The sequence below is a fragment of the Pantoea jilinensis genome (genome assembly GCF_019104105.1).
Taxonomy (GTDB): domain Bacteria; phylum Pseudomonadota; class Gammaproteobacteria; order Enterobacterales; family Enterobacteriaceae; genus Pantoea; species Pantoea eucalypti.
Window position 1 is genome coordinate 2947885 of the sequence record NZ_CP077746.1, and the last position, 13386, is coordinate 2961270.

Sequence of the window (13386 nt, forward strand, 5' to 3'; positions counted from 1 at the left end):
TTGTCGTGCCCTGCTGTTACGCTGAGTGACAGCAGGCCAGGACGGGAGAAAAGAGATGTACGCATTAGTAAACGGTCGAATTTACAGTGGCCATGAGGTTCTGGACAATCATGCCGTCGTGGTGGCTGACGGGCTTATTGCACGCGTCTGCCCGCGTGAATCGCTCCCGGCCAATATTGAGCAGCGGGATATGGCGGGCGCGATGATTGCGCCAGGTTTTATCGATCTTCAGCTCAACGGCTGCGGCGGTGTGCAGTTCAATGACAGCCTGGATGCACTGAGTATCGAAACCCTGGAAACGATGCAGCGCGCCAATGAGAAGTCTGGCTGCACCAGCTTTTTACCGACGCTGATTACCAGCAGCGATGCCCTGATGAAGCGTGCGATTGAAACCATGCGCGCCTATCTGCAGAAACATCAGCATCAGGCCCTGGGTCTGCATCTGGAAGGGCCCTGGCTGAGTAAGGCGAAAAAAGGCACCCACGATCCGGCGCTGATTCGCCTGCCGGATGCTGCGATGGTGCAGTATCTTTGTGACAACGCAGACGTCATCACCAAAGTCACGCTGGCACCGGAAAACGCCGGCAGCGAGGTGATTCGTCAGCTGACAGACGCCAGAATCATCGTTTCAGCGGGTCACTCGAATGCGACTTATGAAGAGGCGAAAGCGGGTTTTTCTGCTGGCGTGCGTTTCGCAACGCACCTCTACAACGCCATGCCGGCATTTGCCGGCCGTGAACCCGGGCTTATCGGTGCGCTGTTTGATTCACCTGATGTATACTGCGGCATTATTGCGGATGGTTTACATGTACATTACGCTAACGTACGGAATGCAAAGCGCATTAAAGGCGACAAACTGGTGCTGGTAACGGATGCCACTGCCCCCGCTGGTGCTGACATCAGCGAGTTTATTTTTGCAGGCAAAACAATCTATTATCGTGATGGGCTTTGTGTCGACGAAAACGGCACATTAAGTGGTTCTGCCCTGACGATGATCGAAGCGGTACAAAACAGCGTCGAGCATGTGGGTATCGCACTGGATGAAGCGTTGCGCATGGCATCACTTTATCCGGCACGGGCGATGGGCGTGGAAAGGCAGTTGGGCTCGATCGAAGCAGGAAAAATCGCGAACCTGACTGTGTTTACGCGCGACTTTAAAATCATTAAGACGTTTGTCAACGGAGACGACGTCCTGAGCGAGTAAGCACTGAATGACCACTGGCGGCCAGTCACAAATAGGAAATGTCGATCTTGTTAAGCAACTCAATAGCGCAGCGGTTTACCGGCTGATTGATCAACAGGGGCCGATATCGCGCATTCAGATTGCTGAACTCAGTCAGCTTGCCCCCGCCAGTGTCACCAAAATTACCCGCCAGTTGATTGAGCGCGGCCTGATCAAAGAGGTAGACCAGCAGGCCTCTACCGGTGGTCGCCGCGCCATTTCGATTATTACTGAAACCCGCCATTTCCATACCATCGGCGTCCGTCTCGGACGCAATGATGCCACCCTGACCCTGTTCGACCTCAGTGGTAAATCACTGGCACAGGAAGATTACGCCCTGCCGGAGCGCACTCAGGAGACGCTGGAACATGCGCTGTTTAACGCTATCAGCAGCTTCATTGAGCAGCACCAGCGCAAAATACGCGAGCTGATCGCGATTTCCGTTATCCTGCCAGGGCTGGTCGATCCGATTAACGGCGTCATCCGCTATATGCCGCATATTTCCGTCAGCCACTGGCCGCTGGTCGCCAGCCTGAAAAAACGTTTCAACGTCACGAGCTTTGTCGGCCACGATATCCGCAGTCTGGCCCTGGCCGAGCACTACTTCGGTGCAAGCCGCGACTGTGCAGACTCAATTCTGGTGCGCTTACACCGTGGCACCGGTGCCGGCATTATTGCTAACGGCCATATCTTTCTTGGCAGCAACGGCAACGTCGGCGAGATCGGCCATATTCAGGTCGATCCCCTTGGTGAACGCTGCCACTGCGGCAACTTTGGCTGCCTTGAAACCATTGCCGCCAACGGCGCCATTGAAAATCGGGTGCGACATCTGTTGAGTCAGGGCCATCCCAGCACGCTGACGCTGGAGGCGAGCCAGATGTCTCATATCTGCAAAGCGGCCAATCAGGGTGATGCGCTGGCGTGTGAAGTGATCGAGCATGTGGGCCGTTATCTTGGCAAAGCGATCGCAATCGCAATCAACCTGTTTAATCCACAAAAAGTGGTGCTGGCGGGTGAGATCACAGAGGCCGAAAAAGTGCTGCTGCCCGCTATCGAAGGCTGTATCAATACCCAGGCCTTAGCCGCCTTTCGCAAAAATCTGCCGGTTGTGCGCTCCACCCTGGATCATCGTTCTGCCATTGGCGCGTTTGCGCTCGCCAAACGTGCCATGCTTAACGGCATTCTGCTGCAACATCTTCTTGAAGACTAAGCTAACCCGCTGCTGTGGCGGGCCACATCGGATCTGACTATGACCATTAAAAGCGTAATTTGTGATATCGATGGCGTGCTGATGCACGACAACACGGCCGTTCCCGGCGCGCAGGAATTTTTACAGCGCATTCTGGCCAAAGAGATGCCGCTGGTGGTGCTGACAAACTATCCCTCGCAAACCGAGCAGGATCTGGCTAACCGTTTTGCCTCGGCCGGTGTTGAGGTTCCTGAATCCGTTTTCTATACCTCGGCAATGGCCACAGCCGATTTCCTGCGCCGTCAGGAAGGCAAAAAGGCCTATGTCATTGGTGAGGGCGCGCTGATTCACGAACTCTACAAAGCGGGCTTTACGATTACTGATGTGAATCCCGACTTCGTGATTGTCGGTGAGACACGCTCGTTTAACTGGGACATGATGCATAAAGCGGCTTTTTTCGTGGCTAGCGGCGCTCGCTTCATTGCTACTAACCCGGATACGCATGCGCGCGGTTTTATTCCTGCCTGTGGCGCGCTCTGTGCGGGTATCGAGAAAATCTCTGGTCGTCGCCCGTTTGTTGTTGGCAAACCCAGCCCCTACATCATGCGCGCCGCGCTGAACAAAATGCAGGCTCACTCTGAAGAGACGGTCATTGTTGGCGACAATCTGCGAACCGATATTCTGGCCGGTTTTCAGGCGGGTCTGGAGACGGTGCTGGTTCTCTCTGGCGTCTCCACGCTGACGGATATTGATGCTATGCCGTTCCGCCCGGACTGGATCTACCCTTCTGTTGCCGATATTGACCTGTTCTGATTCATTTCTCTTATGACGCATCCGGCTAATCTGTGATGCGTCCCCCTTTTTTTCCCCTGTTCCCGCGGGTTTCACTGCCTGTTTTTTGTTCACAAAAGCCATTCCATTGCTGATCCATCAATAAAACAACGTTTAAATTATCGTTTATTCAAAATTATTGCCATGTTAACAATATTTTTATCAGTAAATCACGATTCCTCTTGCATTGAATGCACTAAATAGCGCATTTTCTTATGTATCACGCAGCGACAGGCTGCCGGACAAACGTAAAAGATAACATCGCCGTAAGGTGAGCTCAGGAGTCAGTTATGTGTTCAATTTTTGGTGTGCTGGATCTGAAAACCGATCCTGTTGAGCTGCGCAAAAAAGCGCTGGAATGTTCACGCTTAATGCGTCATCGCGGCCCGGACTGGTCAGGCGTCTTCGCCGATGATCATGCTATTCTGGCGCATGAACGCCTCTCAATTGTTGACGTTAACAATGGCGCACAGCCGCTGTACAACGCCGATCACACCCACGTACTGGCGGTTAACGGCGAAATTTACAACCATCAGGCACTGCGCGCTGAACTCAGCGATCGCTACGAATTTCAGACCGGCTCTGACTGTGAAGTCATTCTGGCGCTCTATCAGGAGAAAGGTGTCGATTTCCTCGACGAGCTGGAAGGCATGTTCGCCTTTATCCTCTATGACACCGTTAAAAAAACCTGGCTGATTGGTCGCGACCACATTGGCATCATCCCGCTCTATATGGGTAACGATGAGCACGGCAACCTGTTTGTTGCTTCAGAAATGAAAGCGCTGGTGCCAGCCTGCCGTTCCATCAAAGAATTCCCGCCGGGAAGCTATCTCTCCAGCACCGATGGTGAAATCCGTCGTTACTGGCAGCGTGACTGGATGGAATACAAAAACGTTGAGCACAACACCACCGACGCCGCTGGCCTGAAGCATGCGCTGGAAGAGTCCGTGAAAAGCCACCTGATGTCAGATGTACCTTACGGTGTGCTGCTGTCAGGCGGTCTGGACTCCTCCATCATTTCAGCTGTGACCAAGCGTTTTGCAGCAAAGCGGGTTGAGGATCAGGACAAAAGTGATGCCTGGTGGCCGCAACTGCACTCCTTCGCAGTCGGACTGGAAGGTTCACCCGATTTAAAAGCGGCGAAAACCGTAGCGGAGCATCTGGGCACCGTGCACCACGAAATTCATTTCACCGTTCAGGAAGGACTGGATGCGATTCGGGATGTGATTTATCACATTGAAACTTATGACGTCACTACTATTCGCGCCTCTACGCCGATGTACTTAATGTCGCGTAAAATCAAAGCGATGGGCATTAAGATGGTGCTGTCTGGCGAAGGCGCAGATGAAGTCTTCGGCGGCTATCTCTATTTCCATAAGGCGCCAAACGCCAAAGAGTTCCACGAAGAAAACGTGCGTAAACTGCAGGCGCTGCATATGTTCGACTGCGCCCGTGCTAACAAAGCGATGTCAGCCTGGGGCGTTGAGGCACGTGTACCCTTCCTGGATAAAAAATTCCTGGATGTGGCGATGCGGATTAACCCGGCCGACAAAATGTGTGGCAGCAACGGTAAAATGGAGAAGCACATTCTGCGTGAATGTTTCTCCTCTTACCTGCCAGAGAGCGTGGCGTGGCGTCAGAAAGAGCAGTTCTCGGATGGCGTGGGGTACAGCTGGATCGACTCACTGAAAGAAGTCGCGGCGAAGCAAATCAGCGATCAGCAGCTGGCAACCGCCCACTTCCGTTTCCCGTTCAACACGCCAGGTTCGAAAGAAGCGTATCTTTATCGTGAGATCTTCGAAGAGCTGTTCCCATTAGCGAGCGCGGCAGAATGTGTGCCTGGTGGTCCATCGGTCGCCTGCTCTTCTGCCAAAGCAATTGAGTGGGATGAAGCGTTTAAAAACATGGACGATCCATCCGGACGTGCCGTCGGTGTGCATCAGTCAGCTTACAAATAAGCAGGCAGAGAGCCGTCAGAATGGGCCCGCTGCGGCCCATTTTTTTTACGATTAGCGTTGTATTCACTGAAAAATTGCCGAATAAACCGCCAGGCTGGTTATAAGCCAGTCAAACAGCAATTATCTGGCAAAAAACGGTAAAAAACTTGTTGACGCTGTCTGGTCAACTCCGCATAATGCGCCCCGCAACGCCGATGAAGGTAACGCGAAAAAAAGATGGCTACGTAGCTCAGCTGGTTAGAGCACAGCACTCATAATGCTGGGGTCACAGGTTCGATTCCCGTCGTAGCCACCATCTTTTTTTGCGGGAGTGGCGAAATTGGTAGACGCACCAGATTTAGGTTCTGGCGCCGCAAGGTGTGCGAGTTCAAGTCTCGCCTCCCGCACCATTTCATTATTCGGCAGCGTGGATGGGATATCGCCAAGCGGTAAGGCACCGGTTTTTGATACCGGCATTCCCTGGTTCGAATCCAGGTATCCCAGCCAATTTCGATGATTCTTGTATGCTGAGAACGGACGAATGGGATATCGCCAAGCGGTAAGGCACCGGTTTTTGATACCGGCATTCCCTGGTTCGAATCCAGGTATCCCAGCCATCATTGAAAAATGCAGTACAATTAGGCTACGTAGCTCAGCTGGTTAGAGCACAGCACTCATAATGCTGGGGTCACAGGTTCGATTCCCGTCGTAGCCACCATATAATTGGGGTGTCGCCAAGCGGTAAGGCACTGGTTTCTGATACCAGCATTCCGGGGTTCGAATCCCTGCACCCCAGCCATACAAAGACAATTTGAAAAACACCATTATTGGGGTGTCGCCAAGCGGTAAGGCACTGGTTTCTGATACCAGCATTCCGGGGTTCGAATCCCTGCACCCCAGCCAAATTGCACAACCAGGCCCGCTTTTGCGGGCTTTGTTGTTTTTGTCCCTTCTGAAACGTTCCACGCTTCCTGATTGCCGGCCCGCCCTGCGGCGAGCCTCAATGCGCAATGGTCTATAAACCCAGTGCGTATCGTAATACCTGTCGCTTCAGGACACCGGAATGCTCGGCAGCAATCAGTCCGAGATTACGCGCGAAGCGCAGTGGTGCCAGCTGATTGCTGAAAGCAAAGTAAAAGAGATCCATTCCGCCCTGCATCAGCATATTGTCTTTACGACGCTGCCGGTGATAGCGCTGCAATATCCGCTCTGACGCCCAGTCTTCCGCCGCACCGCGTGCGCTGACCAGCACCTCAATCAACGCATCAATATCGCGATAGCCAAGATTCACGCCCTGCCCGGCCAGCGGGTTAATGGTATGCGCGGCATCGCCAACCAGCGCCAGTCCTGGCAGGACATAGCGTGAAGCATGGCGACGCACCAGCGGAAAACCCCCTGCCGCATGGGCTTTGAAACGTCCCAGCCGCGCCGGGAAGTGGCTGGCAATCTCTTTTTCCAGCTGGGCCATCGGCATCGTCTGCAGCTGACGCACTCTTGCAGGCGCGTCGTACCAGACCAGTGAGGCGCGATTGCCATACAGCGGCAGGAAGGCGCGCGGCCCCTGCGGCGTAAAGTGCTGCCAGGTGGCATCTCCTGCCGGATGTTCGCAGGTCACGCTGATCAGTAAACAGGACTGCGCATAGCTCCAGCCATGAATCCCGATTCCGGCCATCTGCCGCACCTGTGAGTTCGCACCATCTGCGCCAACCACCAGCCGGGTGTGTAAGGCCACGCCGTCGTTAAGATCAACGCGCCAGCCGCCATTTTCTGGCTGCAGATTTTCCAGCGTGGCCGGACAATAGCAGGTCACGCCCAGCGACTGCATCTCCTCCCACAACGCCCGCTGAAGCACGCTGTTCTCAACCATAAAACCCAGTTCAGGTAAGCCCAGCGAGGCAGCATCAAAACTTACCTGCGCCGCTTGCCACTCCCAGGTTTCCAGTCGCCGATAGGGCGCGCTGCGCATCGCGTCTACCCGCGGCCAGACGTTAAGTTGCTTCAGTAACGCTACCGAGGAGGATCCGATCGCTGAAATTCGCAAATCGGGATCGCTGTCGGCCTCAAATGGAGCGGGTTCGGCACGCTCAATGACCGCCACGCGAAAATGTTGCTGTGTCAGTCCACAGGCCAGCGCAGCACCGACCATGCCACCGCCGACAATCACGACATCAAACTGATTATCCTGCATTGCTTATATCCCTCTCTTATTCCCGCCAGCCTGCGCAACACGGGTCTGAATAGAGCAAAGTGTACCGGAAAACCCGAAGGCTGGCAGAAAAGCCCTCAGGCTGGTCACAACAGCATCAAAGCATTACAATACGCGCCCCTCACTTCACTGCACTGAATCAATGGCTAGCGCGATGACAAAAAAACTGCATATCAAAACCTGGGGATGTCAGATGAATGAGTATGATTCATCCAAGATGTCTGATCTGCTGAACACGACGCACGGCTACACGCTGACCGAGGTCCCTGAAGAGGCGGATATCCTGCTGCTTAACACCTGTTCTATTCGTGAAAAAGCGCAGGAGAAAGTGTTCCACCTGCTGGGACGCTGGAGAAAACTCAAAGAGCGCAATCCGGATGTCATTATCGGCGTTGGCGGCTGCGTCGCGTCGCAGGAAGGGGACCATATTCGCCAGCGTGCTCCCTGCGTCGATATCGTTTTTGGTCCGCAGACACTCCATCGTCTGCCGGAAATGATTAACACCGTGCGCGGCACCAAAAGTCCGGTGGTCGACATCAGTTTCCCGGAAATTGAGAAATTCGATCGCCTGCCGGATCCGCGCGCAGAAGGTCCCACAGCCTTTGTTTCTATCATGGAAGGCTGCAACAAATATTGTACTTTCTGCGTGGTTCCTTACACACGCGGCGAGGAAGTGAGCCGTCCCAGCGATGACATTTTGCTGGAAATCGCGCAGCTGGCGGCGCAGGGTGTGCGTGAAGTTAACCTGCTTGGCCAGAACGTCAACGCGTATCGTGGCGCCACCTTTGACGGTGAGATCTGTACCTTCGCCGAGCTGCTGCGCCTGGTCGCTGCTATCGACGGTATCGACCGTATTCGTTTCACCACCAGCCACCCGATTGAGTTTACTGACGACATTATCGAGGTCTACCGCGATACCCCGGAGCTGGTGAGTTTCCTGCATCTGCCCGTTCAGAGTGGATCGGACCGTATTCTGACGCTGATGAAGCGTGCGCACACCGCGCTGGAATATAAGGCGATTATCCGCAAGCTGCGCGCAGCGCGGCCCGATATTGAGATCAGTTCTGACTTCATCATCGGCTTCCCGGGTGAAACGCAGCAGGATTTCGAGCAGACCATGAAGCTTATCGCCGAGATCAATTTCGATGTCAGCTTCAGCTTTGTCTACTCTGCCCGTCCTGGCACGCCAGCCGCTGACCTGCCGGATGATGTCAGCGAAGAGGAGAAAAAGCAGCGTCTGTGGATCCTCCAGGACCGCATTAACCAGCAGGCGCAGGCGATCAGTCGCCGCATGGTGGGCACCGTGCAGCGTATTCTGGTGGAAGGCATCTCCCGCAAGAACGTCATGGAAGTTTCCGGCCGCACCGAAAATAACCGTGTGGTTAATTTCGAAGGCTCACCTGAGATGATTGGCCGTTTTGTGGATGTTGAAATTGTCGATGTCTACACCAACTCGCTGCGCGGCAAACTGGTGCGTACCGAAGAAGAGATGGGCCTGCGTATGGCGGAAAGCCCGGCCTCTGTGATTGCCCGTACCCGCAAAGAAAACGAAATCGGCGTGAGCCTGTTCCAGCCGTGATCCCTGCACTACCGGGCGGCAGCGCGCAGCGCGTTGCCGCCAATTTCACGCCGCGACACTTGGTTTCTGAAAGTGTCGCCCAAATATCTCTCCTTAAGCTTGCGCCCAGGCGTTACGGCATAAATAATTTCGTTATGGTGCACACGGTTAAGCCCAACGGTGCGTCAGACACATCCCATAACTGGCCCTGAGTGACCCAAAGGATTCGTTTGAATATCGAAACTCGTGAAATCGCCCTTGAACCGGCTGATAACCGTCGACTGATGAGCCTGTGCGGGCCGTTCGACGATAATGTGAAACAGCTTGAGCGTCGTCTGGGCATTGAGATCAATCGTCGCGACAATGTCTTTAAGCTGGTGGGACGTCCACTGTGCGTCAATGCCGCCGCAGATATTCTGAAAACCCTGTATGTCGACACCGCGCCGATGCGTGGTGAGATCCCGGATATTGAGCCGGACCAGATTCACCTGGCCATCAAAGAGAGCCGGGTACTGGAACAAACCGCCGAAAGCGTGCCGGAGTACGGTAAAGCGGTCAATATCAAGACCAAGCGTGGTGTGATTAAGCCACGCACGCCAAACCAGGCGCAGTACATCGCGAATGTGCTCGACCATGACATCACCTTTGGCGTCGGCCCGGCGGGTACCGGTAAAACCTATCTGGCGGTGGCAGCCGCAGTGGATGCCCTGGAGCGTCAGGAGATTCGCCGCATCATGCTGACGCGCCCTGCCGTCGAAGCGGGTGAAAAACTCGGCTTCCTGCCTGGCGATCTGAGCCAGAAAGTCGACCCATATCTGCGTCCGCTCTACGATGCCCTATTTGAAATGCTCGGTTTTGAGCGGGTAGAAAAGCTGATGGAGCGCAACGTTATTGAGGTGGCTCCGCTGGCTTACATGCGTGGCCGTACCCTGAACGATGCATTTATCATTCTTGATGAGAGCCAGAACACCACCATCGAGCAGATGAAGATGTTCCTGACGCGCATCGGCTTTAACTCCAAAGCGGTAATTACCGGCGACGTCACCCAGATTGACCTGCCACGTCACGTTAAGTCGGGCCTGCGGCATGCCATTGAAGTGCTGGCAGACGTTGAAGAGATTAGCTTTAACTTCTTCCACAGTGAAGATGTGGTGCGCCATCCGGTGGTTGCCCGCATTGTTACCGCCTATGAAGCCTGGGAAGCGGCCGATCAGACCCGTCGCGATCAGCAGGCTGAAGAGCGTAAACGTGAAGCACTGGCTGCACAGAGCACCTCGCAGGAGAGCAAATGAGTGAGGTCATTCTCGACCTGCAGGTCGCCTGTGAGAACACGGCGGATCTGCCGGATGAAAGCCTGTTTCATCGCTGGCTTTCCGCAGCTGTTACCCCTTTTCAGCCCGAAAGCGAAGTCACCGTCCGTCTGGTCGATGAAGCGGAGAGTCATGAGTTAAATCTGACTTATCGCGGCAAAGACAAGCCGACAAATGTGCTCTCCTTCCCGTTTGAAGCACCACCGGGCATCGAGTTACCTCTGCTGGGCGATCTGATCATCTGCCGCCAGGTGGTTGAGCAGGAAGCCGCAGAACAGGGCAAAAGCGTTGAAGCCCACTGGGCGCATATGGTGGTACACGGCACGCTGCATCTGCTGGGTTACGACCATATTGAAGACGACGAAGCGGACGAGATGGAAGGACTGGAGACCGAGATAATGCTTGCTCTTGGGTATCCTGATCCGTACATTTCGGAGAAAGAAGACGCCTGAATCCCGAATTCTGGCTATCCGGCTGTCAGCACGGTTTGCTGACAGCACCTATTCCTCACCAGAGAGATCTATAAAAACCGCCATGAGCGACGACCATTCTCAAAACAGCGATGCACCCAGTAGTAAAAAGGGATTTTTCTCCCTGTTGATCAACCAGCTTTTTCACGGTGAACCGAAAAGCCGTGATGAGCTACTGGAGCTGATCCGCGACTCGAATAACAAAGAGCTGATTGACCAGGACACCCGCGACATGCTCGAAGGGGTTCTGGATATTGCGGAGCAGCGCGTGCGTGACATCATGATCCCGCGCTCGCAAATGATCACCCTGAAACGTAATCAGAGCCTCGAAGAGTGTCTGGATGTCATTATCGAATCCGCCCATTCCCGCTTCCCGGTGATCAGCGAAGACAAAGATCATGTGGAAGGGATTCTGATGGCGAAAGATCTGCTGCCGTTTATGAGCAGCGAATCTGAGCCTTTCAGCATTGAGAAAGTCCTGCGTCCTGCGGTGGTTGTGCCTGAAAGTAAGCGCGTTGACCGGATGCTGAAAGAGTTCCGCTCCCAGCGCTACCACATGGCGATCGTTATCGATGAGTTTGGTGGTGTCTCTGGTCTGGTGACCATTGAAGATATTCTGGAGCTGATTGTCGGTGAGATCGAAGATGAGTATGACGATGAAGAAGATCGTGATATCCGTCAGCTCAACCGTCACACCTTTACGGTGCGCGCTCTGACCGCCATTGAAGATTTCAATGAGGTGTTTGGCACGCAGTTCAGTGACGATGAAGTCGATACCATTGGTGGTCTGGTGATGCAGGGCTTCGGCCATCTGCCCGCGCGCGGTGAAAGCATTGAGATTGAGGGTTACCAGTTCAAGGTAGCAATGGCTGACAGCCGCCGCATTATCCAGGTTCACGTGACCATTCCGGAAAACTCGCCACAACCTCAACTGGAAGACGAATAAGTCTATGGCTTTAGCCTCACTCTACCCGCGCCAGCGGGTTCGCCTGCTGCTGGCTTTAATGACGGGTGCGCTGGGCACCCTCGCCTTCTCTCCTTACGATTTCTGGCCCGCCGCACTGCTGTCGCTGTGCGGCTTACAGCTCCTGACCCTGAACCGCTCAAGTCCGCAGGCTGCGGCAATCGGTTTTGTCTGGGGAGTTGGCTTATTCGGCAGCGGCATCAACTGGGTTTACGTCAGTGTCGCCACCTTTGGTGGCATGCCTGGCCCGGTGAATGTCTTTATCGTGGCATTGCTGGCGGCGTATCTGGCGATCTACCCGGCGCTGTTTGCCGGTGTACTGAATCGCATCTGGCCGCGCACAACGCTGTGGCGACTGGCGCTGGCCGCACCGGCTTTGTGGCAGATCACGGAATTCCTGCGCGGCTGGGTGCTGACCGGCTTTCCATGGCTGCAGTTTGGCTACAGCCAGATTGACGGCCCGTTAAAAGGTCTGGCCCCGCTGGCGGGGGTCGAGACCCTGACCTTCCTGCTGATGGTGGTGGCTGGCCTGCTGGCATATGCCCTGCAGCAGCGCAGCATCAGAAGTCTGGTCGCAGCATTGCTGCTGCTGGCCCTGCCGTGGCCGTTGCGCTATATCCAGTGGGTTCAGCCGATGCCCGAGCGTGCCGTCGAAGTGGCGCTGGTGCAGGGAAACATCCCGCAGTCGATGAAGTGGGATCCGCAGCAACTGCTCAACACCCTGCGCATTTATCACGGTCTGAGCCAGCCGCTCATGGGCAAAGCGCCGATTATTATCTGGCCTGAATCGGCGATTACCGATCTGGAAAGTAATCAGCAGCCGTTCCTGCATTCACTGGATGATGAACTGCGTGAACGCGGCAGTTCGCTGGTCACGGGTATCGTAGACTCCCGACTGGAGCAGAACCGCTATCACGATTACAACACCGTGATCGTGCTGGGTGGCAAGACGCCGTACAACTACTTCAGCGGCAATCGTTACCAGAAAAATCACCTAGTGCCATTTGGCGAATTTGTGCCGCTGGCCGATCTGCTGCGTCCGCTGGCTCCGTTCTTTGATCTGCCGATGTCGGCGTTCAGCCGTGGCAACTATCTCCAGCCGCAACTCCGCGTGGCGGGCTATAACCTGACCAGCGCCATTTGTTATGAGATCGTGCTGGGTGAACAGGTGCGGGCCAACTTCCATCCCGACACCAGCTTCCTGCTGACCGTTTCGAACGATGCCTGGTTTGGCCACTCTATCGGCCCGTGGCAGCACTTCCAGATGGCGAGGATGCGGGCGCTGGAACTGGGTCGTCCGCTGTTGCGCAGTACCAACAATGGCGTAACTGCAGTGGTGAATGCCAGTGGTGATGTGGAAGCCATGCTGCCGCAATTTACGCGCGATGTCCTGACCAGCAAAGTTACGCCTACGCAGGGAGAAACCCCGTACGCGCGGGCTGGCATCTGGCCTGTCTGGTCACTGACGCTGCTGGCGGCGTTGATTGCCCTGCTGCGCCGACGCCGATAACAGCGCAGAGGCGTCATGGCGAAGCGAATGCTTCGCCTGAGGTTGTTGAAAACGCGCGGTGCTCAGGGAGTAAACGCCTTACGCAGAGACGCAAACACCGCCATCCCTGCCTTGCGCATCGCGGGCCATCTATGGCCCGCGATGCGCTGCTACAGGCGAAAGCTCCCCTCGCTTGACGTTTGTCTGCCG

General features: G+C 54.9%; 10 protein-coding genes and 7 tRNA genes. 16 read left to right on the forward strand and 1 reads right to left on the reverse strand.

The genetic code is table 11. The annotated features are described in order from the left end of the window. Positions 1-55: 55 nt before the first annotated feature. The 11 genes from nagA (at position 56) to KTJ90_RS13950 (ending at position 6082) form a co-directional block, all read left to right on the forward strand. On the forward strand, positions 56-1204 hold the full coding sequence (gene nagA, locus KTJ90_RS13900; RefSeq protein ID WP_039659169.1) for an N-acetylglucosamine-6-phosphate deacetylase: 1149 nt from the start codon (positions 56-58) through the stop codon (positions 1202-1204). Between the two features lie 7 nt (positions 1205-1211). Beyond that, positions 1212-2432, forward strand: coding sequence for a DNA-binding transcriptional regulator NagC (nagC, locus tag KTJ90_RS13905; RefSeq protein ID WP_003852792.1), 1221 nt, complete (start codon positions 1212-1214; stop codon positions 2430-2432). A gap of 39 nt (positions 2433-2471) precedes the next feature. Beyond that, entirely contained in the window at positions 2472-3224 is a 753-nt protein-coding gene (locus KTJ90_RS13910) for an HAD-IIA family hydrolase (protein ID WP_078804195.1), read from the forward strand. A gap of 308 nt (positions 3225-3532) precedes the next feature. Then, entirely contained in the window at positions 3533-5200 is a 1668-nt protein-coding gene (asnB, locus tag KTJ90_RS13915; protein ID WP_003852788.1) for an asparagine synthase B, read from the forward strand. A 218-nt stretch (positions 5201-5418) separates the two neighbouring features. Continuing rightward, positions 5419-5495 (forward strand) — tRNA-Met (locus KTJ90_RS13920). Positions 5496-5504: 9 nt separating this feature from the next. Continuing rightward, positions 5505-5589 (forward strand) — tRNA-Leu (locus tag KTJ90_RS13925). 22 nt (positions 5590-5611) lie between these two features. Beyond that, positions 5612-5686 (forward strand) — tRNA-Gln (locus KTJ90_RS13930). A 35-nt stretch (positions 5687-5721) separates the two neighbouring features. Further along, positions 5722-5796: transfer RNA gene (locus KTJ90_RS13935), tRNA-Gln, on the forward strand. 24 nt (positions 5797-5820) lie between these two features. Next, positions 5821-5897: transfer RNA gene (locus KTJ90_RS13940), tRNA-Met, on the forward strand. A 6-nt stretch (positions 5898-5903) separates the two neighbouring features. Next, a tRNA-Gln gene (locus KTJ90_RS13945) sits at positions 5904-5978 on the forward strand. Between the two features lie 29 nt (positions 5979-6007). Further along, positions 6008-6082: transfer RNA gene (locus KTJ90_RS13950), tRNA-Gln, on the forward strand. 112 nt (positions 6083-6194) lie between these two features. Here the strand turns inward: KTJ90_RS13950 and ubiF are convergent. Continuing rightward, positions 6195-7367, reverse strand: coding sequence for a 3-demethoxyubiquinol 3-hydroxylase (gene ubiF / locus KTJ90_RS13955; protein ID WP_003853990.1), 1173 nt, complete (start codon positions 7365-7367; stop codon positions 6195-6197). Positions 7368-7539: 172 nt separating this feature from the next. Here ubiF and miaB point away from each other — a divergent pair, with 172 nt between their 5' ends. From miaB to lnt, 5 genes are all read left to right on the forward strand, one after another. Beyond that, on the forward strand, positions 7540-8964 hold the full coding sequence (miaB, locus tag KTJ90_RS13960) for a tRNA (N6-isopentenyl adenosine(37)-C2)-methylthiotransferase MiaB (protein ID WP_003853992.1): 1425 nt from the start codon (positions 7540-7542) through the stop codon (positions 8962-8964). Between the two features lie 209 nt (positions 8965-9173). Then, positions 9174-10235, forward strand: a complete 1062-nt coding sequence (locus tag KTJ90_RS13965; protein ID WP_003853995.1) for a PhoH family protein — start codon at positions 9174-9176, stop codon at positions 10233-10235. After that, positions 10232-10705, forward strand: coding sequence for an rRNA maturation RNase YbeY (gene ybeY / locus KTJ90_RS13970; protein ID WP_039659164.1), 474 nt, complete (start codon positions 10232-10234; stop codon positions 10703-10705). The genes KTJ90_RS13965 and ybeY overlap by 4 nt, the downstream gene beginning before the upstream one ends. 82 nt (positions 10706-10787) lie before the next feature. After that, on the forward strand, positions 10788-11669 hold the full coding sequence (corC, locus tag KTJ90_RS13975; protein WP_008925004.1) for a CNNM family magnesium/cobalt transport protein CorC: 882 nt from the start codon (positions 10788-10790) through the stop codon (positions 11667-11669). Between the two features lie 4 nt (positions 11670-11673). Continuing rightward, a complete protein-coding gene (gene lnt / locus KTJ90_RS13980) occupies positions 11674-13197 on the forward strand; it encodes an apolipoprotein N-acyltransferase (protein WP_078804193.1) in 1524 nt (507 codons plus the stop codon). Positions 13198-13386: the final 189 nt, after the last annotated feature.